This is a genomic window from Streptomyces sp. NPDC054849, from assembly GCF_053610945.1.
The window spans coordinates 1-20,067 of record NZ_JBSGZI010000059.1 but is presented as its reverse complement, the minus strand read 5'-3'; the positions used below and the strand labels follow the sequence as shown (position 1 = coordinate 20,067).

Below are 20,067 nucleotides of genomic sequence, written 5' to 3'. Positions count from 1 at the left end.
GGTGCCGGGCGGTAGGTTGGCACGTATGCGTATCGCCACCTACAACGTCAACTCCATCACCGCCCGGCTGCCCCGCCTGCTGGCGTGGCTGGAGAGCTCCGGCACGGACGTCCTGTGCATCCAGGAGACCAAGTGCTCGGCGGAGCAGTTCCCGCACGCCGAGCTGCGCGAGCTGGGTTATGAAGCGGCCGTCAACGCCACCGGCCGCTGGAACGGCGTCGCCCTGCTCTCCAGGGTCGGCCTGGAGGACGTGGTCCTGGGGCTGCCCGGCGGGCCCGACTACGAGGGCGTCCAGGAGCCCCGCGCGATCTCCGCCACCTGCGGCGGGGTCCGGGCCTGGTCGGTGTACGTGCCCAACGGCCGCGAGGTCGCGCACGACCACTACGGCTACAAGCTGGACTGGTTCCGCTCCCTGACCACGGCCATCGCCGAGGACGCGGCCGGCCCGCGCCCCTTCGCCGTGCTCGGCGACTTCAACGTGGCCCCGACCGACGAGGACGTCTACGACCCGGCCGTCTTCGCGGGCCTGACCCACGTCACCCCCGCCGAGCGGGCCGCCCTGGAGGCGCTGCGGGCCGCCGGGCTCTCGGAGGTGCTCCCGCGCGCGCTGAAGTACGACCGCGCGTACACCTTCTGGGACTACCGGATGCTCGCCTTCCCCAAGAACAAGGGCATGCGCATCGACCTGGTCTTCGGGAACGAGCCCTTCACCAAGTCCGTCACCGACGCCTACGTCGACCGCGAGGAGCGCAAGGGCAAGGGTGCGTCCGACCACGCGCCGGTCGTGGTGGACCTGGACGTCGAGCGGTAGGACACCCTCCGGACATCCCGGCCGGCGGAACCAGGCGCGCCCTGTGGCCAGCGGCGGATCCTGGTGCGACGCTGGGCGGTATGAACATCCCTTTCCTGGACAACTGGCTGAACCGGCGTGAAACGGAACAGGGTGCGGGGCTGGCCGCCGCCTTCGCGGACGACCCCGAGGGCGTCGCCGAGCTGTTCTCGGAGTGCGAGATGCTGCGTGTCCAGGCGCGGGCGGCCGGGCTCGAACTCGACGAGAGCCAGGCCTCGTTGGAGGCGCTGGACCAGCTGATGCCCCGCTGGCGGCGGGATCCCGAGGCGGCGCCCTGGCTCGGCAACGACGCGGGCTTCTACCTGGGGACCGTGATCATCCGGACCATCCCGGGGGCCGGTTGGCAGGTGTGGCCCAACGGCCAGCCGGTCATCCTGCTGGCCTCGGGCCGGGAGCTGAACGTGATCGAGTCGGGGGTGTCCTGGGCGATGACCGGATCCCCCGAACTCAGTCAGGTGTTCGCGGAGGCGTCCGAGGGCTGAGATCCCGGCGTGTCGGAGCGAAGTGCCCTTCCGCGGCTGGATAGTTTGCGCTGACCTCGACACACCGACAAATGGGCAGGGCAGGGCAGCGCATGGCCGTCGATCCGTTGATCGAGCTGCGGGACGTCAACAAGTACTTCGGACCCCTGCACGTACTGCGGGACATCAATCTCACCGTCGGGCGCGGGGAGGTGGTGGTGGTCATCGGCCCCTCCGGTTCCGGGAAGTCCACCCTCTGCCGGGCGATCAACCGGCTGGAGACCGTCGAGTCGGGCACGATCCTGCTGGATGGGGACCCGCTGCCCGCCGAGGGCAAGGAGCTGGCCCGGCTGCGCGCCGAGGTCGGGATGGTCTTCCAGTCCTTCAACCTCTTCGCGCACAAGACCGTCCTCGCGAACATCTCGCTCGCGCAGGTCAAGGTCCGCGGGCGCAAGAGAGAGGAGGCGGACCAGCGCTCCCGGGAGCTCCTGGAGCGCGTGGGCCTCGCCGACCAGGCCGCGAAGTTCCCCGCCCAGCTCTCCGGCGGCCAGCAGCAGCGCGTGGCCATCGCCCGCGCCCTCGCCATGGACCCCAAGGCGCTGCTCTTCGACGAGCCCACCTCCGCGCTCGACCCGGAGATGATCAACGAGGTGCTGGAGGTCATGCAGCAGCTCGCGCGTGAGGGCATGACCATGGTCGTGGTCACCCACGAGATGGGCTTCGCCCGCTCCGCCGCGAACCGCGTGGTCTTCATGGCCGACGGGCGCATCGTCGAGGACCGGACCCCGGAGCAGTTCTTCACCGCCCCGGAGAGCGACCGGGCCAAGGACTTCCTCTCCAAGATCCTCAAGCACTGAGGGGACCGGGAGCAGCGCCGCCGGCCGGGCGCAACCGCCGCCCCGACCGGCTGCGAGGGGCTCGCCCGGCGGCGGCCGCGGATCACTGCTCGCGCAGCGGCACCGAGACGTAGCTGGGATCGGTGCGCGGCGAGGAGAAGGTCAGCTGCGCGCCGCTGGGGTTGTGCTCGATGTAGAGCGGATCGACGGTGTCGACGACCAGGGCGAGCCGGTGACCCGCGGGCACGTCGTAGGCGGTGGAGAAGAGCTCCAGGTCCACGCCGAAGGCCTGGCCCGGGGTCTTTCCGTGGAAGGTGTACGGGGCGTTGCTGACGAGCTTGCCGATGCCGAGCGGGCCGACGTCGTAGAGGTAGGCGACGAAGGTGCCGTCGGCCTTGGTGGGCGTGACGGTGGTGTGCAGCTCGACGGTGCCGCGGACCCGGCGTGCCGCGGCGTAGCGCTCCGACTGCCAGACGGCGGCGAACGCCCGGGGCAGGAGCGGGATGGAGGCGGCCGGAGGGGCCTTGACGAACTGGTCGAGGACGCTGGAGAGCAAGACGATGCCGCCGTTGGCGCCGGAGTCGATGTTGGCGAAGAGGTGCTCGCTGTCGGAGAGGGCGAGTTTCTCGGTGCCGCCGGAGCCGACCGACTTCCAGTCGGCGTAGCCCTCGTAGCCGTCGTCGCTGCGGGACTTGATCTGGACCGGGGCCTCGGTGTCGATGCCGTTGCGCTCGCCCTTGAGGTAGCGGTCGAACCAGCGGTGGGCGTTGGTCCAGGTGTCGTTGGGCAGGCCGAGCAGCCCGGTGCCCTCGGCGGTGGCGTGGTCCCCGGGCCGGAACTCCAGGCGCTTGGGGCCGGTCAGCCGCTCGTAGAACTTCGCGTACTGGTTGGGCGGGAAGACGGTGTCGCCCCAGGCGTTGCCGAGCATGATCGCGGCGCCGTTGGCGTTGATCCGGTCCACCTGCTCGGCGGCCGAACGCTTCCTGCCCCAATCGATCATCTGCTGCTCCCGGTCCAGCCGGGAGCCGAGGAAGTCGCCGAGGATCGACTGGAGTTCGGGTCCGGGCCGGCCGGTGAGGTATCCGGCGGCGCCGAGCAGTCCGGCGGCCTGGAGGTGCTGGGTGCGGCCGGAGTAGATGGATTCGATGAGGTCGGCCCAGCCGCTCATCGCGACCACCGCCTTGATACGGGGGTCGTGCGCGGAGGCCAGCAGGCTGATGCCGGCTCCGTACGAGACCCCGCCGAGGCCGATGCGGTCCGGGTCGGCGGGGGAGTGGGTGAGCGCCCAGTCGATGACGGCGCTGACGTCGGCGATGTCCGGCGGGCCCGCCACCTCGATCCGGCCGCCGGAGAGCCAGAAGCCGCGGGAGGTGTAACTGACCACGACGTAACCGGAGTCGGCGAGCTTCTTGGCCTGGGCGACGTATTCGATCTGCGGCATGCCCCAGCTCGTGGGCAGCACGATCAGCGGGTACCTGCGGCCGCTCTCGGCCCCGGCCGGGGTGAAGACGTTGCCCTTGAGGGTGATGCCGCCGGAGCCGGGGATGTCGTGGAAGCTCAGTCCCGACGGAGCGGCCGAGGTGTCGGCGGCGGCTGCCACGGAGGGGGCGGGAGCTGCCTGGGCCTGGTGGGGGGCCAGGCCCAGGGCGGCTGCCGCCAGCAGGGCTGCCACGGCTGCGGCGGTGGTGGTGCGTTGCATCTATCGCTCCTCGCGTACGCCGGGGTCGTCAAAGTGACCCGACGGTAACGGGGAGCGGTTACCGGAGGTAACCCGTAAGTAAGTTACGTGGTGGTAACAATTGAACGGGAGTCAGCCGTGAAACTTCCCGGTCAGCCGTTCTGCGGGGTGCCGGACAGGGCGCTCTTGGCCTTCCACTGCTCCCAGCTCAGGTTCCACTCGCCGTAGCCGTTGCCGAGGTCCGCGTTTCCCTTGGAGCCGGAGCCGACCACCTCGAAGGGGTCGCCGATCTGGGACTGCGCGAAGAAGTCCTTCGCATCGGCGTCGCTCATCCCCACGCAGCCCGAACTGGCGTTGGCGCGCCCGAAGTTGCCGCTGTTCCACGGAGCGGCGTGCGCGTACATGCCGGACCAGGTCAGCCGCATCGAGTAGTCGACCATCTTGTCGTAGGCGTCGTCGAGGCCCACCGTCTGGGAGTCCATCCGGATGGTGCCCTCCTTCGACATGATCACCATCTTCCCGGACCAGGAGGCCTTCTTGCCGCCCGGGGTGCCGGCCGAGATCGGGATCGACTTCTGCGCCTGGCCGTCCTCGGTCACCGACATCTTCTTGGTGTCGAGGCTGACCTCGATCCGGCGGTCCTTGCCGATCTTGAACTCGGTGTTGTAGTCCTTGGCGAAGAGGCCGCCGCCCTTGCCGGAGTCCACGCCGTTCAGGTTCATCTCGACCTTCACGTCCGTGCCGGACTTCCAGTACTCCTTGGGCCGCCAGTCGATGCGGTCGTTGCCGGAGTAGTCCTTGATCCAGCCCCAGGAGCCCTCGGTGTTGTCCGAGGTGGTGACCTTGAGCTGCTTCTCCACCTCGGCCTTGTTCGCCACCGGGTTGTCGAAGACGATCGAGACCGGCATCGCCACGCCCACCGTGCTGCCCTTGGGCACGTTGATCGAGACCTTGTTCACCTTGTCGGCGGCGCTGGTCTTGAACTGCGCGGTGGCGCTCTGGCTCTCGGTGTTCTGGGCCTCGACCTTGTACTCCGCGCCGGGTGCGGCCTTGCGCTCCGAGGTCCAGGTCCTGCCGTCGTCGGATATCTTGCCCGGCAGCTCCGCGCCCTTGGCGTCGGTCACCTTCACCTGGGCCAGCTTGCCCTCGGCGATGGTCACCGTGACGGGCTCGCCCGCCTTCACCTGATCACCGGTCAGGTTCACCGAGACCGCCATGGCGGCCTTCGGCTTCATCTCGGTCTTCTCCGTACCGCCGTCGCCGCCCGAACAGGCGGTCAGCGCGGCGGCCAGAAGTGCGGTGCCCGCCATGGCGGTGCGGCGTGTGCGGCTCAACGAAGGCCCCTTCGAGTATGGGTGGTGACGACCGTTCGCATCTGTAGATGCACACCGGACGACTCTAGGTTGCACAATCAGCTGAAAAGATCGTCCTTTCGGTTGTGACGTGGACCGCAGCGAAACGGTCATCGTCCGGTCACAATCGGCGCGCACTTCGGTCATGGGCGGCTGTGAGAGTCCTGTGGGCAACTCGCCAGGACGAACAGGAAGGCCGTCAGCCGTGTGTGCACTGCTCGTGACCCCCGCTCGGCAGGACCAGGACCAGGAACTGCAGGTGCGCGCCCTGACCGTCCCCGAATACCGGGCATTTCTTTCCCGGCGCCGTCAGGCGAGTTTTCTCCAGCAACCGTCCTGGGCCTGCGTAAAGGACCTTTGGCGCGCGGAAAGGGTCGGATGGCACTACCCGGGCGGTGAGATCGAGGGCGCCGGACTCGTTCTTTACCGCCAATTCCCCGGGACCCGGAAATACTTCGCGTACCTTCCCGAGGGGCCCGTGGCCGACTGGTCCGACCCGCACATCGACCGCTGGCTCAGCCCGCTCCTGCACCACCTGCGCGCCTCCGGCGCCTTCGCCGTCCGCATCGGCCCCACCCCCGCCTACCGCCGCTGGGACGCGACCGCCGTCAAATCCGCCACCGGGCCCGGCCGGCAGATATCCGACGTGCTCGCCACCGAGGTCGACCCGGTGGGCGCCGCCCTCGCCGACCGGCTGCGCACCCGCGGCTGGAAGCGCTGTGGCGGCGAGGACGACGGCGACGCCCAGCCCCGCCACGTCTTCCGCGTGCCGCTGGCCGGACGCACACTCGACGACCTGTGGGCCGGCCTCAACCAGGAGTGGCGGCGCAACGTGCGCAAGGCCCACAAGGCCGGTGTCGAGACCGTCGTCGGCACCGCCGCCGACCTGCCCGAGTTCTACCGGCTGCTGCGGATCACCGAGGAGCGCGACGGCTTCCGGCTCGGCCGCTCCCTCGCGTACTACGAGCAGCAGTACCGGGTCCTGAACGAGGAGCAGCCCGGCCGGATGCGGCTGTACCTCGGCGTCCACCAGGGCGAGATCCTCGCCGCCCACACGATGATCGTCGCCGGCGGCCGGGTCTGGTACCAGACCGGCGCCTCCGCCGACCACCGGCGTGACGTGCGGCCCAGCAACGCCCTGCAGTGGCGCATGATGTGCGACGCCCACGCCCTCGGAGCGGACGAATACGACATGCGGGGGGTACCCTCCACTCTCGACCCCGGCGAACGTTCTTTCGGGCTGCTGCGCTGGAAGCTCGGCACCGGCGGACAGGTCGTCGAGACGCTCGGAGAGTGGGAGATACCGATGGACGGAGTCGCCAACACGGCGCTCTACAAGGCGTTCCAGGCCTACCTGGCCCGCCGGTGACGGCCACCGACACCAGAACGGACTCCCCTGCCGCCCAGGCCGCCCCGGCAGCGGGCGGCGCGACACCGGGAAAGACCTCGGTGCTGCGCAGTGGTGCGCTCATGGCGGCCGGTTCGATCGTCTCCCGCGCCACCGGCTTCATCCGCTCCGCCGTCGTCGTCGCGGCGCTGGGCACCGGACTGCTCGGCGACGGCTACGCCGTCGCCAACACGGTCCCGAACATCATCTACATGCTGCTCATCGGCGGAGCGCTCAACGGCGTGTTCGTCCCCGAGCTGGTCCGGGCGGCGAAGGAGCACGCGGACGGCGGCTCCGCCTACACCGACCGGCTGCTCACCGCCTGCACCGCGGCGCTCGTGACGCTCACCGCCGTGGCCGTCCTCGCCGCCCCCCTGATCATCTCGGTGTACACCGACTACAGCGGGGCCCAGCAGAGCACCACCGTGGCCCTGGCCCGGTACTGCCTGCCGCAGATCCTCTTCTACGGCCTCTTCACCCTGCTCGGCCAGGTACTCAACGCCAGCGGCCGGTTCGGGGCGATGATGTGGACCCCGGTCCTCAACAACCTCGTGATCATCGCCGTCTTCGGGTTGTTCCTCTACGTCTCGCACGACGCGACGGGCGGCCTCACCGCCGACGAGACCCGGCTGCTCGGCCTCGGCACCACCGCCGGCATCGTCGTCCAGGCCCTCGCCCTGGTCCCCTCGCTGCGCGCCGCCCGCTTCCGCTGGCGCCCCCGCTTCGACTGGCGCGGCAGCGGACTCGGCCGCCCGCTGCGCAACGCGGGCTGGCTGGTCATGCTGGTCCTCACCAACCAGATCGGCTACTGGGTCGTCACCCGGCTCTCCACCACCACCGGGCAGCACGCCGTCGAAGCCGGACTCGCCGGCGGCGCCGGCTACACCGCCTACAGCAACGCCTACCAGCTGTGGATCGTCCCGCAGGGCATCATCACCGTTTCCCTGGTGACCGCCCTGATGCCCCGGATGAGCGCGGCCGCCTCCGACGGCGAACTCGCCACCCTGCGCGGCGACATCTCCTACGCGCTGCGCTCCAGCGCCGCCCTCGTCGTCCCCGCCGCCGCGCTCTTCGCCGCGCTCGCCCCCTGGGTCATCGGCAGCGTCTTCGAGTACGGCCGCACCGGCGCCGCCGACGTCGAGGTCATGGCGGGCATGCTCATCGCCTTCGCCCCCGGCCTGATCGCCTACTCCGCCCAGTACGTGCTCTCGCGCGGCTTCTACGCCCTCTCCGACACCCGCACCCCGTTCTTCCTGAACCTGGTCATCGCCACGCTGAACGCCGGGCTGTCGGCCGCCGCCTACTTCCTGCTGACCCCGCGCTGGGCGGTCACCGGCATGGCCGCGGCCTCCTCCGTCGCCTTCCTCGCCGGCGCCGCCGTGACGGCGTACACCCTGGCCCGCCGGCTCGGCCCGCGCACGGGAGCCCGCAGCGCACGGCGGACGACCGCCGCACGGACCCACCTGCGGCTGCTCGTCGCCTGCGCCCCCGCGGCGGCCGCCGGATACGCGGCCGCACGCGCCGCCGAACGCTTCGGCGACTTCGCCGCGGTCGGGGCGGGAACCGCGGCGCTGGCGCTCGTCGTCGTCCTCCTCGCCGGGCCGCTGCGCCTGACGGAGATCACCGACCTGCTGGACTCCCTGCGGCGCAAGGTCCGCCGGTAGCGGGAGACAAGGCCACGGAACACCTTGGGATACTGACCGGATGCCACGCGTACTGCTGATCGAGGACGACCCGTCCATCCGGGAGGGCGTGGGCCTCGGCCTGCGCCGCCGCGGCCACGAGGTGAGCTCCGCCGAGACCGGCGAGGAAGGCCTCGCCCTGATGGGGGCCTTCCGCCCCGAGCTCGTCCTGCTCGACCTGATGCTGCCGGGGATCAACGGCGTCCAGGTCTGCCACCGCATCCGCGAGACCAGCGAAGTGCCGATCATCATGCTCACCGCGCGCGGCGACGACTTCGACATAGTCATCGGCCTGGAGGCCGGCGCCGACGACTACATCGTCAAGCCCGCCCGCACCGAAGTCATAGAGGCCCGCATCAAGGCCGTGCTGCGCCGGCTCAACGACCCGGTCGGCGCCCGCCCCGAGGTCGAGGTACACGCCGAACTCGCCATCGACCGCAGCGGGCTCACCGTCACAAAGAACGGCGAGCGCGTCGCCCTCGCCCCCAGCGAGCTCAAGCTCCTGCTACACCTGTCGGCCTCGCCCGAGCAGGTCTTCTCGCGCCAGCAGCTCCTGGAGTACGTCTGGGACCACAGCTACCACGCGGACGCCCGGCTCGTGGACGCCTGCGTCCGGCGGCTGCGCCACAAGATCGAGGAACCCGCCGGCAGCCCCCGCTACATCCAGACCGTGCGCGGCTTCGGCTACCGCTTCGGCCCCCTGTAGCCCGCGGTGCGACGCATAGCACCGCTCGGGCTGCGCACCCGGCTGATCGCCGCCTTCCTGCTGGTCGCCGCGATCAGCGCGGGGACCACCGCCGCCCTGACCTATCAGCAGGCGCGCAACGCCATCCTCAAGCAGACGCAGGACACGGCCGTCAACACCCTGCGAGACCAGGTCGAGCAGCAGGAGATCCGCCTCCCCCTGAGCCAGCAGGAGCTCCAGCGCATCGTCATCGAACTCGGCAAGCGCGGCAAACCCCACCCGTGGATCATCTTCGGCGAGTACGGCGGCCTGCGCGTCTCCACCAATCCCGGCACGCCCACCTCCACCGTGATCACCGACCGCCTGCGCGACAAGGTCCGCAACAACGAGTACGCCGCCTTCCAGCGCGTCGAGGACCAGCGCGGCAACCCGTGGCTCACCATCGGCGTCCCCGCCCTCTTCGAGCACAACGGCTACACCGAAGCCACCGGGGTCGTCTTCTACGCCAGCGTCCCGCTCGCCACCGAGAGGCAGACCGTCGAGGCCATGGTCGACGCGGCACAGCAGGGCGCCGTGCCGGGGCTGGCCATCGCCATCGTCCCCGCCCTGCTGGCCGCCCGCAGCGTGCTGCGGCCGGTCCGCGACATGCGCCGGGCCGCCCAGAGGCTGGGTCGCGGCCGCCTCGACACCCGCATCGAGGTCCGGGGCGCCGACGAACTCGCCGGACTCGCCCGCACCTTCAACGAGACCGCCCGCGCCCTGGAGCAGTCCGTGCGCGAGCTGCAGGACGCGGAGACCAGGGCCCGCCGCTTCGCCTCCGACGTCTCCCACGAACTGCGCACCCCCCTCGCCGGGATGCTCGCCGTGACCGAGGTCCTCGACGAGGACGCCGCGCACCTCGACGCCGACACCGCCAAGGCCCTGCGCCTGGTCAGCGCCGAAACCGGCAAACTCGCCGTCCTCGTCGAGGACCTGATGGAGATCTCCCGCTTCGACGCCCGGGCCGCCGAGCTCAACCTCGACGACGTGGACATCGCCGAAGCCGTGCGCAAATCCCTGGAACGACGCCGCTGGGACGACGACCGCGTCGTCACCGACCTGCCGGACCGGGTACGGGCCCGGCTCGACCCGCGCCGCTTCGACGTGGTCCTCGCCAACCTCGTCGGCAACGCCCTGCGGCACGGAGGCGCCCCCGTACACGTCACCGTGCGGACCGCACCGGGTGAGGACGGCGAGCGGCTGCTGATCGACGTCGCCGACAGCGGGCCCGGCATCGCCCCCGAAGTGCTGCCGCACATCTTCGACCGCTTCTTCAAGGCCGACGCGGCCCGGACCCGCTCCGCCGGCAGCGGCCTCGGACTCGCCATCACCCTGGAGAACGTCCGCCTGCACGGCGGAACCCTCCGGGCGGACAACGGGCCCTCCGGAGGAGCCCTCTTCACCCTCGACATGCCGCTGGAGGCCCGCGTATGACAGGGCGGAAGACGAGGTCCCGGGCCACGGCGGCCACGGCCGCGCTGGCGGGCTGCGCCCTGCTGCTCACCGGATGCGGGATCAAACGCACCGGGGTGATCGACAGCGGCCACGCCGCCACCGTCAAAGTCCCCGGCGGCAGCAACGCCGCCGTCCTCTACTTCGTCTCCAAGGAGGGCGACCGGCTCGTCCCCGTCCCGTTCGCCATCTCCGCCGACTACACCCTCGCGCCCTCGCCGCTCGTGCGGCTGCTGCTGAACGGCCCCAGCGGTCCGGCTCAGGAGGCCGGTCTCACCACGGCGCTGCCCCGGCTGTCCGACGAGCAGAGGGATGCGGTGACGGTGAGCGAGTACACGCCGGACAAGGGGCTGACGGTCCAGGTGCCGTTCGCCGTGGGCAACCTGTCGGACCTGGCCCGCAACCAGCTGGTGTGCACCGTCGGCGTCTCCGCCGTGCCGGACACCCTCACCCAGGTCGCCCTCCAGGGCACCGACACCACCCTCCTCTCCGCCGACTGCAACCCGCGGCGCTGACGTGCGCGGCCGGCCGCGCCCTTGCGGGCGGGGCCGTGCACCCCTCACGGTGGCCCCATGGACCACGCCGCGGACGTCCCCGACGTCTTCGACCCCCGGATCTACGCCGAGGGCATCCCGCTCGCCCGCTACCGGGTGCTGCGCTCGCAGCACCCGGTGGCCTGGCAGGAGGAGCGGGAGATCGCCGGATGGCCCGCCGGCCCCGGCTTCTGGGCCGTCACCCGGCACGCCGACGTCGTACGCGTCCTGCGCGACCACCGCACGTACTCCTCCTGGGCCGGCGCCACCCAGATCCGCGACCCCGACCCGGCCGACCTGCCGTTCCTGCGGAGCACCATGCTCAACCAGGACCCGGACAAGACCGCCGGGGACCACGGCAGGCTGCGGCGGCTCGTCTCCCGCGCCTTCACCCCCGCCCGTGTCGACGCCTTCGCCGGGCGGGTCCGGGAACGCGCCCGCGGCCTGCTCGCCGACACCCGGAAGAACGCGAAGGACGGGGCCGCCGACCTCGTGCACACCGTCACCGACGAGTACGCCCTGCTGAACCTCACCGACCTGCTGGGCGTCCCGCCCGCCGACCGGGCCCTGCTGCTGGAGTGGACCGTACGGATCATCGGCTACCAGGACCCCGAGGACGCTCCCGCGCCGCTGCTCGGCCCCGACGGCAAGCCGCTGAACCCGCGCTCCCCGGCGCTGCTCGGCGAGATGTTTGGCTATGCCCGCGAACTGGCCGCCCACAAGCGGGCGCACCCCGGTGACGACGTGATGACCGCCCTGGCGCAGGCCGGACTCGCCGACGCCGAACTGGAGATGTTCTTCTTCCTGCTCACGGTCGCGGGCAACGACACCGTCCGCAGCGCCGCCCCCGGCGGCCTGCTCGCGCTGGCCCGCGACCCGGACGCCTACCGCCGGCTCGCCGCGGGGGAGGTTCCGGTGGACCGGGCCGTCGAAGAGCTCCTGCGCGTCCACCCGCCGGTGCTCAGCTTCCGCCGCACGGCCGCCGTCGACACCGAACTCGCCGGGCAGCCGATCCGCGCCGGGGACAAGGTCGTGGTCTTCCACGCCTCCGCCAACCACGACGAGCGCGTCTTCACCGACCCCGGCCGCCTCGACCTCGGCCGCACGCCCAACCCGCACGTCTCCTTCGGTGACGGACCGCACGTCTGCCTCGGTGCCCACTTCGCCCGGCTCCAGCTGCGGACCTTCTACGAGGAGTGGTGCGCGACCATGCCCGTACCCGAACCGGCGGGCCCGCCGAGGCGGCTGGTGTCCAACTTCATCAACGGGATCACACGGCTGCCGCTACGGGTGTCCGGGCCGCCGCGGTGACGTCCGCGACCAGCTCGGTCACGTCCGGCCCGTAGGCATCCGAGTTGATCACCTTCAGCATGATGCAGAACGACCCGCCGCCGTACTTGCGGGCCAGACCCTCGTGGTGCCTGGCCAGGTACCGGGCCGCCGCCTGGTTGCTGTTGGCGGTCTGTCCCGACAGCAGGAACACCGGCCGGGAGCCCTGCCCGGTGGTCAGCCGCGCCAGCAGGACGTACTCGACCTGGCCCTTCACCCAGCGGTATGCCTCCCCACCGATCCGGATGGCCCCGCGATCCGGGTCGCCCGCCGGGAGGCCGACGTCGGTTTGCACGCCCGGCAGCATGGACGCCAGATGTGCGGTCGTCCGGACATTGGAGGTCGGCCCGCCGACGCAGAACTCGGTGCGCTCGCCGAAGCCCTGCCGGGCCGCGTCGTGGGTGACGATCTGAACGTTCGCCCCGCAGTCCTTGATCAGGGAGGAGATCTCCAGCAGGGCGAAGGCGTCGTTGCGGTGCAGGGACGAATCGGTGCCGCCCATCTGCCGGTTGACCACGAACAAGCAGTCGGAGCCGGTCGGCAGCCCGAAGAACGCCTGCTTGCGGCGGAGCGCGCGCCGCCAGAGGTATGTCCGGGAGAACCAGCCGAAGCCGCCGCTGAGGGCGGTGGCTATCACCCCGAGCACGATGTTGCGCACGTCGTCGTTCATGCGCGGGATGCTAGGCCATCCGGTGCCCCGGGGTCAGCGGCAGGTGCCACGCCGGTGAACTACGCCGCGCGCCCGACGTCCTGACGGGACGGCGGGACGGCGGCTAGGCTCGGCGCACGCTGCCACTGGAGGTCCGGATGCACCGTCCCGCCGCCCGCACGTTGCCGCTGCTGGCCCTCGTCGCCGCACTCGTCTCGACCGGGGCCGCCGCCCCGCCGTCGGTCCCGACGGCCCCGGCCAAGGTCCCGGTCGCCGCCGGCTACGGCGGGGCCGTCGCCAGCGTCGACGCCGACGCCTCCGCCGCGGGCATCGCCGTGCTGCGCTCGGGGGGCAACGCCGTGGACGCGGCCGTCGCCACCGCCGCCGCGCTCGGCGTCACCGAGCCCTACTCGGCGGGCATCGGCGGAGGCGGCTACTTCGTCTACTACGACGCGCGCTCGCGCCGGGTGCACACCATCGACGGCCGTGAGACCGCCCCCGCGACGGCCACCGCCGCGCTGTTCCAGGAGAACGGCGTGCCCATCCCCTTCGCCGAGGGCCAGACCAGCGGCCTCGGCGTCGGTGTCCCCGGCACCCCCGCCACCTGGACGAGCGCCCTCGACGCCTGGGGCAGCCGGCCGCTGCGCCACCTGCTGAAACCCGCCGAGAAACTGGCCCGTGACGGCTTCACCGTGGACGCCACCTTCCGCGCCCAGACGGAGCTCAACCAGGCCCGCTTCAAAGACTTCCCGGACACCTCGAAGCTCTTCCTGCCGGGCGGCGCCCTGCCGGTGGTCGGCTCCACCTTCAAGAACCCCGACCTGGCCGACACCTACGCGGAACTCGCCCGCAAGGGGACCGGAGCCCTCTACCGCGGTCCCCTCGCCGAGGACATCGTCCGGGCCGTCCGCACACCCCCGGTGGACCCGGCGGCCACCCGGAAGGTCCGGCCCGGAGACCTGACCACCGGCGACCTGCGCGCGTACGCGACCAAGCGGCAGGATCCGACCCGCGTGGGCTACCGCGGCCTGGACGTCTACAGCATGGCGCCGTCCTCCTCCGGCGGCACCACCGTCGGGGAGGCGCTGAACATCCTGGAGCGGACCGACCTCTCGAAGCTGTCCGAGGTGCAGTACCTGCATCACTTCATCGAGGCCTCCCGGATCTCCTTCGCCGACCGGGGCCGCTGGGTCGGTGACCCGGCGGCCGAGGACGTGCCGACGCGGGAACTGCTCTCGCAGCGGTTCGCCGACTCGCGCGCCTGCCTGATCCGGCCGGACCGGACGCTGACCAGCCCGCTCGCCCCTGGCGACCCGCGCCACCCCGCGCCCTGCGCCGCCACCGGGCAGGCCGCCCCGACCACCTACGAGGGGGAGAACACCACGCACCTGACGGTCGCCGACCGCTGGGGCAACGTGGTCTCCTACACCCTCACCATCGAGTCCACCGGCGGCAGCGCGATCACCGTCCCGGGCCGCGGCTTCCTCCTCAACAACGAGCTCACCGACTTCTCCTTCGCCCCGGCCGCGCCGGGAGTCCCCGACCCGAACCTGCCCGGTCCCGGCAAGCGGCCGCGCTCCTCGATGGCCCCGACGATCGTGCTGGAGCACGGCCGGCCGGTGCTCGCGGTGGGCTCCCCGGGCGGCGCCACCATCATCACCACCGTCCTGCAGATCTTGACCGGCCACGTGGACCGGGGCCTGCCGTTGGTCGACGCGATCGCCGCACCGCGGGCCAGCCAGCGCAACCAGGCCACGACCGAGCTGGAGCCGGGTCTGTGGGACAGCCCGCTGCGCGCCCGGCTGGAGGCCCTGGGCCAGGGTTTCCGCCTGAACCCGGAGATCGGCGCCGCCACCGGCGTCCAGCGCCTGCCGGACGGCCGCTGGCTGGCGGCGGCCGAGACCACCCGCCGCGGCGGCGGCTCGGCCATGGTCGTCCGCCCGCACGGCAGGCCGTAGGGCCCGCTACAGCGCGGTCAGGATCCTCGGGCCCCCGGTGGTGATCGCGACCGTGTGCTCCGCGTGGGCGGCGCGGGTGCCGTCGACGGTGCGCAGGGTCCAGCCGTCGCCGTCGCATCGGTAGTCGTCCGTGCCGCCGGCGATCAGCATCGGCTCGATGGCGAGGACCATGCCGGGGCGCAGCTTCATGCCGCGTCCCGGCGGGCCCTCGTTGGGCACGCCGGGGTCCTCGTGCATGCCGCGGCCGACGCCGTGGCCGCCGAAGCCGTCCGGGACGCCGTACCCGGCGGCGCGGCAGACGGTGCCGACGGCGTGGGCGATGTCCCCGATCCTGTTGCCGGGCACGGCGGCGGCGATCCCGGCGGCGAGGGCCGCTTCGGAGGTCTCGATCAGCCGGAGGTCGGCGGGGCGGGCCCGGCCGACGGTGAAGCTGACCGCCGCATCGCCGACCCAGCCGCCGAGCTTCGCCCCGCAGTCGATGCTGACCAGGTCGCCGTCGCGCAGCCGGTACCCGTCGGGGATGCCGTGCACGATCGCGTCGTTGACCGAGGCGCACACCACGGCCGGGAAGGGCACCGGCGCGAACTGCGGCCGGTAGCCGAGGAAGGGGGAGGTCGCGCCTGCCTCGCGGAGCACCTCGCGGGCCACCCGGTCCAGCTCCAGCAGGGACACCCCGACGCGCGCCGCTTCCCGGACGGCGGCCAGGGTGTGCGCGACGACCCGGCCCGCGGCGCGCATCTCGTCGATCTCTCGGTCTGTCTTCAGTTCCACCATGCCAATAACTATACCGGTATAAAAATAACGGGATAGTTATTGGTGTGCGGGGTAGGATGTGCGCATGGTCCGTACCCCTCTCACCCCCGAAGAGCGCGAACGCGGCGAGCGGCTGGGCGCCCTGCTGCGCGAGGCCCGCGGCGGCCGCAGCATGGTCGAGGTCGCGGCCGGCGCAGGGCTCTCCGCCGAGACCCTCCGCAAGATCGAGACCGGCCGGGCGCCCACCCCCGCCTTCTTCACGGTCGCCGCCCTCGCCGAGGCGCTCGGGCTCTCGCTGGACGACGTGCTGCGGCGCTGCGCGGTCGTACCCGCCTGAGGCTCTCCTCCCGCCGGGCGCCGCTGCAGCCTGCCGTACGGGCGGGCCCCGGCGGCCGAACGGCCCAATCGGCGGTGGGGATCGCGCAGGCCGGGGCAAGCGTGAAGGTGTGTCAGCCACGAACGCAGCCAAACGACTCGGATTCGCAGCCGTCGGCGCCCTCCTCGCGGGAGGCCTGCTGCTCGCGGCGTGCGCGCTGCCGGAGGACCGGCCGGGACCCGCACGCGAAGCGGACGGCCGGGGCAGGCACGGAACCGTGGGGCCCGGCGTACCGGGCGGTCCCTGAGCACCCCGCCGCACCCGCACGACGCCGCCGCGCCGGGCTCGACGGGAACTGCGGGGGAGGCTCAGGCGGGCAGGCGCAGCAGGACCAGGGGCGGGCTGGTGGGCCGGAGCGACCCTCCGGCCGGTTCGAGCGTGAGGCCGACCGCGCCGGCGCCCGCCGTGTCGCCGTCCAGGAGGACGGTCCCGTCCTGCTCGATGAAGCCGGCCGGACGCATGGTTCCCGCCTGCTCCAGCCAGAGCTGGTACGTACGGCCCGGGGCGGGGGCGGGCAGCCCGGCGGCGGCGAAGACGGCCCTGTTCTGCCGGGCGGAGGAGACGACCGTGGTGGCCGCCCCGTTGCGGGCGGGTGCGCGGACGGTCCGTGCGTCGGGCGCGGCGAGGACCGCCCCGATGGTGGACGTGTGCTGCTCGGCCCTCAGGGCGCGCTGCTCGTACTGCAGGCTCTCCTGGTGCCGCCAGGCGGCGAGTCCGGCGAACACGGCGGCGGCCAGGCTCGCGGCGACGGCGAGTGACAGGGCTCTGCGTCGCAGTGCGCCGCCGATCGCGACGGGGGCGGTGAGGGGGGCGGTGCGCGGCGGGAGCTGGCGCACGCCGTCGACGGCCGCCATGGTGCGGTGCTTCATCGTGGCCGGCGGGGGATGGGCGGCGGCGGCCGCCAGGCGCGCGGCGGTGGCCTCGAACTCCGCCGCCTCGTGCCGGCAGGCCTCGCAGGTGGCGAGATGGGCGGTGAACGCCGCGCGCTCGGCCGGCTCGAGGGCGTCGAGGGCGTAGGCGCCGGCGAGGACGTGGAGGTCGTGGCGCTCCTGGTTCATGCGGTGACCCCCATGCAGTCGCGCAGCCGGATCAGACCGTCGCGCATGCGTGTCTTGATCGTCGGCAGGGGCGTGTGCAGGGCTTCGGCCACCTCACGGTAGGTCAGGCCCTGGTAGTAGGCCAGGGTCACGGCATGCCGCTGGAGTTCGGTGAGGAAGCCCATGCAACGGCGCACCTGCTCGCTCTCCAGGCGGGTTTCGACCTGCTCGGCGACGTCGTCGAACGGTGTCCGGTGGTCGCGTGCGGCCTGGGCGTGGTCGCGGTCGGCCGCCGCCTGGGCGGAGCGGACCCGGTCCACGGCCCGCCGGTGGGCGATCGCCGCAGCCCAGGTGGTGACGCTGCCGGCTTCGGGCCGGTAGCGGGCGGCCTGCCGCCAGAGGTCGATCATCACCTCCTGGGCGACCTCCTCGGACTGGGCGCGATTGCGCACGACCCTGATCGCGATGCCGAACACCAGCGGTGCGAGGGCGTCGTAGAGCCCGGAGAAGGCCTGCTTGTCGCCGTGGGCGACCTTCGCCATGGTCTCGGCGAGGTCGGCGTCGCGGTCGGTGCGCCCGCCCCGGCGGGGCCGGCCCGTCCGGCCGGTGTCGAACGGCAGCGGCCGGGTCACGCGGCCTGCCCCGGCGGCGACCCGGTACGGCGCCGGCCGGCCGCAGCCGGCCGGGGGCGGGTTGTCCCTCGCATGGCGGTCCTTCCGTGGGGCGTGGCGGCCGAACCGCCCGACGGGCGGCCCGGCCGCGGATCCGGGGAGGCGGACCCGATGGTGTCTTCGTAGCGGACGGGCGTGCGGATGGGGGGCGTTTCCCGAAAGCCGGTCAGCTGTCGCCCCGCTTCCGCGAGGGAAGGCCGGCCGATGGCGGCGCGTGCTCGCCCACTAGGGTCGGGGCCATGGGTCTCGAAGAGCTCGGCAAGGCGCGGTACGTCAGTCTCACCACCTTCCGCAAGGACGGCACGCCCGTGGCGACGCCGGTGTGGGCGGTGGCCGACGGGGGTGAGCTCTACGTATGGACGCGCAGCGATTCGTGGAAGGTCAAGCGGATCCGCAATGACGGGCGGGTCACCGTCACCGCGTGCGACGTGCGCGGACGCGTCCCGGAGGGGGCGCCCGTGCGGGAGGGCGAGGCCCGGCTGCTCGACGAGGCGGGGCTGCGGCGCGTGCGGAAGCTGCTGTCGCGCAAGTACACCTGGCAGTTCTGGGCGCTGGACGTACCCGCGGCCCTGGCTCGGCGGGGGAAGCGGCCGCACACCGCGATCGCCGTCAAGCTTTGAGACTCCCGTAGCCCGCCCGTAACACCGGTGGGGTCCAATGCGGTCATGGAGACCGTGACTTCACTGGCGATCAGTCGACTCTCGGGATACTTGCGGGGATTGACACAGAAACTGGATCCCGGCGCAGGCTGGTACGGGGAGTTCCTGCGCCGGGACCCGGAGGGCGTGCGGGCCTGCCTCGACGGGGCGGCGATGCCCCCGTGGGACGTGGTGGAATCCCTGCTGCGGGACCTGGCGGGGGCCCGGGGCGCGGAGTTCGCGGCGCGGGAGACCGTATACGCGGCCCGGCTGCGGGCGGCGGCCGTCGCCGCGTGGGACCGGCTGCCGGGCGGCGAGGAGGAGCTGTGGACCCTCCTCACGGCGGCGGCCGCGCAGCGGGCCGAGTCGGAGGAGTCGCTGCGGAGCCTGACGGCCAGGCTCGGCGAGAGCGTCGGAGCGGCGGAGACGGACGCCCTGACCCGGGAGCTCTCGTGGACCCAGGACGACGTGGCCCGCGCGGCGGCCCGGCACGAGGACCTGGCGGCCCGCCTCCAGGCCCTGCGCGCCGCCCCCACCGCCCCCACCGCCCCGTGGCCCGCCCCGCCGCAGCCCGAGGACGCCCTGCCCGGCGTCCCCCGCCAGCGCCCGGCACCCCCGCCCACCCGCCCGGATGCTCCTGTCGGGTGGAGTGAAAGGCCTACCGTCCGTACCGAGGCTCCCGTCGAGCGGGGCGGCGAACCGGTCACCCGGGCCGAGCCGCCCGTGGGGCGGGCCGACGCCGGCGGCGGCCGTGCCGAGGCTCCCGTCGGGCGGGCCGAGGTTCCCGTCGGGCGGGCCGAGGTTCCCGTCGGGCGGGCCGAGGGACGGTGGACGCGTGGTGGGCGGCGGGCCGGGGGTGCCCGGTATGCGGGCGCGGCGGCGCCCGAGGCCGCGCCCTTCATGCCGCCGCCGGGCCACCCGGCCGGCGACGGCGTGCCGGGCACCGGCCAACCCGCCCCGCGCGGCGCGAGGTTCGGCCGCACACAGGATCCGGCCCCCCGGGCCGCCCGGTCCGGCCCGCCCCGGACGGGGCCCGCATCGGGTCCGGAGCCCGCACTGGAGCCCGCACCGGAGTCCTTGCCCGGCCCGGAGGGCATGACGCACGGGGCGGCTCCCGCCGGGACCGTCCGGGCCGTCGCCGCCGAACTCCTCGCGCTGCGCGCGCAGGGCCGCAGCGGCGAGGCGCACGCGCTGCTGTGCGAGGCCGCCGCCTGGCCCGCCGAGCGGCTGCCCGCGCTGGCCGCCGAGCTGGCCCGCGCCGGACTCGCGGCCGACTGGACCACCCTGCTGTGGGAGGCGGCGTCGCTCCCGCCCGAGCAGCTCGCGGCGGCCGCCGCCGCGCTCGGCGACGCCGGGCGGGAGGCCGACTGCGACGCCCTGCTGCGCCAGGCAGTGGCCCGTCCGGCCGCCGAGGTCGCGGACGCGGCGCTCGCCCTCGGCGGCTCCGGCCGGATCCGCGAGGCCGACGCCCTGCTCGGCGCCTTCGTCCGGGTCCGCACCGCCGAGGAGGCGGCGGGCCTGGCTCGGCACGACCCGCAGTGGTTCGCCCCGCGCCTGCTCCAGGCGGCCCGTGCGCTGCCCGGCACCCGGCATCGCGACCTGGTGCACGCGCTGCGGGTGGCGGGCATCGGAGCGCCCTGAACGGGGTGTGGTGGGGGGGGGGGGGGGGGGCCCCCCCCACAGCGACCCCAACCCCCCAAC

Annotated in this window: 19 protein-coding genes; 13 read left to right on the top strand and 6 right to left on the bottom strand. The window is 72.9% G+C overall.

What is annotated here, in order from left to right; genetic code table 11:
- Positions 1 to 25: 25 nt before the first annotated feature.
- The 3 genes from ACWGIF_RS23765 to ACWGIF_RS23755 all read left to right on the top strand — a co-directional run bounded on the left by ACWGIF_RS23765 (position 26) and on the right by ACWGIF_RS23755 (position 2,168).
- Positions 26 to 811 (top strand): exodeoxyribonuclease III, encoded by a 786-nt coding sequence (locus ACWGIF_RS23765; protein WP_453500489.1) that lies wholly within the window; start codon positions 26 to 28, stop codon positions 809 to 811.
- A gap of 80 nt (positions 812 to 891) precedes the next feature.
- Complete coding sequence (locus tag ACWGIF_RS23760) at positions 892 to 1,332, top strand: DUF6278 family protein (RefSeq protein WP_453500488.1); 441 nt, start codon at positions 892 to 894, stop codon at positions 1,330 to 1,332.
- A gap of 92 nt (positions 1,333 to 1,424) precedes the next feature.
- Positions 1,425 to 2,168, top strand: coding sequence for an amino acid ABC transporter ATP-binding protein (locus tag ACWGIF_RS23755; protein ID WP_453500515.1), 744 nt, complete (start codon positions 1,425 to 1,427; stop codon positions 2,166 to 2,168).
- 82 nt (positions 2,169 to 2,250) lie between these two features.
- On the opposite strand, the gene ACWGIF_RS23750 is transcribed toward ACWGIF_RS23755, so the two are convergent.
- Positions 2,251 to 3,846: a CocE/NonD family hydrolase gene (locus ACWGIF_RS23750; protein WP_453500487.1), complete on the bottom strand. Its 1,596-nt coding sequence runs from the start codon at positions 3,844 to 3,846 to the stop codon at positions 2,251 to 2,253.
- A gap of 131 nt (positions 3,847 to 3,977) precedes the next feature.
- Positions 3,978 to 5,135: an Ig-like domain-containing protein gene (locus ACWGIF_RS23745; protein ID WP_453500514.1), complete on the bottom strand. Its 1,158-nt coding sequence runs from the start codon at positions 5,133 to 5,135 to the stop codon at positions 3,978 to 3,980.
- A 247-nt stretch (positions 5,136 to 5,382) separates the two neighbouring features.
- On the opposite strand from ACWGIF_RS23745, the gene ACWGIF_RS23740 reads away from it, so the two are divergent.
- The 6 genes from ACWGIF_RS23740 to ACWGIF_RS23715 are packed head-to-tail and all read left to right on the top strand — an operon-like array spanning position 5,383 to position 12,266.
- The gene (locus ACWGIF_RS23740; protein ID WP_453500486.1) at positions 5,383 to 6,546 is read left to right on the top strand and encodes a lipid II:glycine glycyltransferase FemX; all 1,164 of its coding nucleotides are present in this window, start codon (positions 5,383 to 5,385) and stop codon (positions 6,544 to 6,546) included.
- Entirely contained in the window at positions 6,543 to 8,228 is a 1,686-nt protein-coding gene (murJ, locus tag ACWGIF_RS23735; protein ID WP_453500485.1) for a murein biosynthesis integral membrane protein MurJ, read from the top strand. The genes ACWGIF_RS23740 and murJ overlap by 4 nt, the downstream gene beginning before the upstream one ends.
- 40 nt (positions 8,229 to 8,268) lie before the next feature.
- A complete protein-coding gene (locus ACWGIF_RS23730; protein WP_453500484.1) occupies positions 8,269 to 8,952 on the top strand; it encodes a response regulator in 684 nt (227 codons plus the stop codon).
- Positions 8,953 to 8,958: 6 nt separating this feature from the next.
- The gene (locus tag ACWGIF_RS23725; protein ID WP_453500483.1) at positions 8,959 to 10,404 is read left to right on the top strand and encodes an ATP-binding protein; all 1,446 of its coding nucleotides are present in this window, start codon (positions 8,959 to 8,961) and stop codon (positions 10,402 to 10,404) included.
- Positions 10,401 to 10,937, top strand: coding sequence for a hypothetical protein (locus ACWGIF_RS23720; RefSeq protein WP_453500482.1), 537 nt, complete (start codon positions 10,401 to 10,403; stop codon positions 10,935 to 10,937). The genes ACWGIF_RS23725 and ACWGIF_RS23720 overlap by 4 nt, the downstream gene beginning before the upstream one ends.
- A 57-nt stretch (positions 10,938 to 10,994) precedes the next feature.
- A complete protein-coding gene (locus ACWGIF_RS23715) occupies positions 10,995 to 12,266 on the top strand; it encodes a cytochrome P450 (RefSeq protein WP_453500481.1) in 1,272 nt (423 codons plus the stop codon).
- On the opposite strand, the gene ACWGIF_RS23710 is transcribed toward ACWGIF_RS23715, so the two are convergent.
- Positions 12,226 to 12,954 (bottom strand): hypothetical protein, encoded by a 729-nt coding sequence (locus ACWGIF_RS23710; protein ID WP_453500480.1) that lies wholly within the window; start codon positions 12,952 to 12,954, stop codon positions 12,226 to 12,228. The genes ACWGIF_RS23715 and ACWGIF_RS23710 overlap by 41 nt on opposite strands.
- A 137-nt stretch (positions 12,955 to 13,091) precedes the next feature.
- On the opposite strand from ACWGIF_RS23710, the gene ggt reads away from it, so the two are divergent.
- Positions 13,092 to 14,891 carry a gamma-glutamyltransferase gene (gene ggt, locus ACWGIF_RS23705; protein ID WP_453500479.1) on the top strand — a complete coding sequence of 600 codons (1,800 nt, stop codon included), beginning with the start codon at positions 13,092 to 13,094 and terminating at the stop codon, positions 14,889 to 14,891.
- 6 nt (positions 14,892 to 14,897) lie between these two features.
- Here the strand turns inward: ggt and map are convergent, their stop codons facing one another.
- Entirely contained in the window at positions 14,898 to 15,665 is a 768-nt protein-coding gene (gene map / locus ACWGIF_RS23700) for a type I methionyl aminopeptidase (protein ID WP_453500478.1), read from the bottom strand.
- A gap of 64 nt (positions 15,666 to 15,729) precedes the next feature.
- On the opposite strand from map, the gene ACWGIF_RS23695 reads away from it, so the two are divergent.
- On the top strand, positions 15,730 to 15,981 hold the full coding sequence (locus ACWGIF_RS23695) for a helix-turn-helix domain-containing protein (protein WP_385155989.1): 252 nt from the start codon (positions 15,730 to 15,732) through the stop codon (positions 15,979 to 15,981).
- 347 nt (positions 15,982 to 16,328) lie between these two features.
- Here the strand turns inward: ACWGIF_RS23695 and ACWGIF_RS23690 are convergent, their stop codons facing one another.
- Positions 16,329 to 17,078, bottom strand: coding sequence for an anti-sigma factor (locus ACWGIF_RS23690; protein ID WP_453500477.1), 750 nt, complete (start codon positions 17,076 to 17,078; stop codon positions 16,329 to 16,331).
- Positions 17,075 to 17,689: an ECF RNA polymerase sigma factor SigK gene (gene sigK, locus ACWGIF_RS23685; protein ID WP_453500476.1), complete on the bottom strand. Its 615-nt coding sequence runs from the start codon at positions 17,687 to 17,689 to the stop codon at positions 17,075 to 17,077. The genes ACWGIF_RS23690 and sigK overlap by 4 nt, the downstream gene beginning before the upstream one ends.
- A gap of 278 nt (positions 17,690 to 17,967) precedes the next feature.
- Between sigK and ACWGIF_RS23680 the strand changes: the two genes are divergently transcribed.
- Together ACWGIF_RS23680 and ACWGIF_RS23675 are read left to right on the top strand one after the other, a co-directional pair.
- A complete protein-coding gene (locus ACWGIF_RS23680) occupies positions 17,968 to 18,348 on the top strand; it encodes a PPOX class F420-dependent oxidoreductase (protein WP_453500474.1) in 381 nt (126 codons plus the stop codon).
- Positions 18,349 to 18,447: 99 nt separating this feature from the next.
- Positions 18,448 to 20,007: a hypothetical protein gene (locus ACWGIF_RS23675; RefSeq protein ID WP_453500472.1), complete on the top strand. Its 1,560-nt coding sequence runs from the start codon at positions 18,448 to 18,450 to the stop codon at positions 20,005 to 20,007.
- Positions 20,008 to 20,067 lie beyond the last annotated feature (60 nt).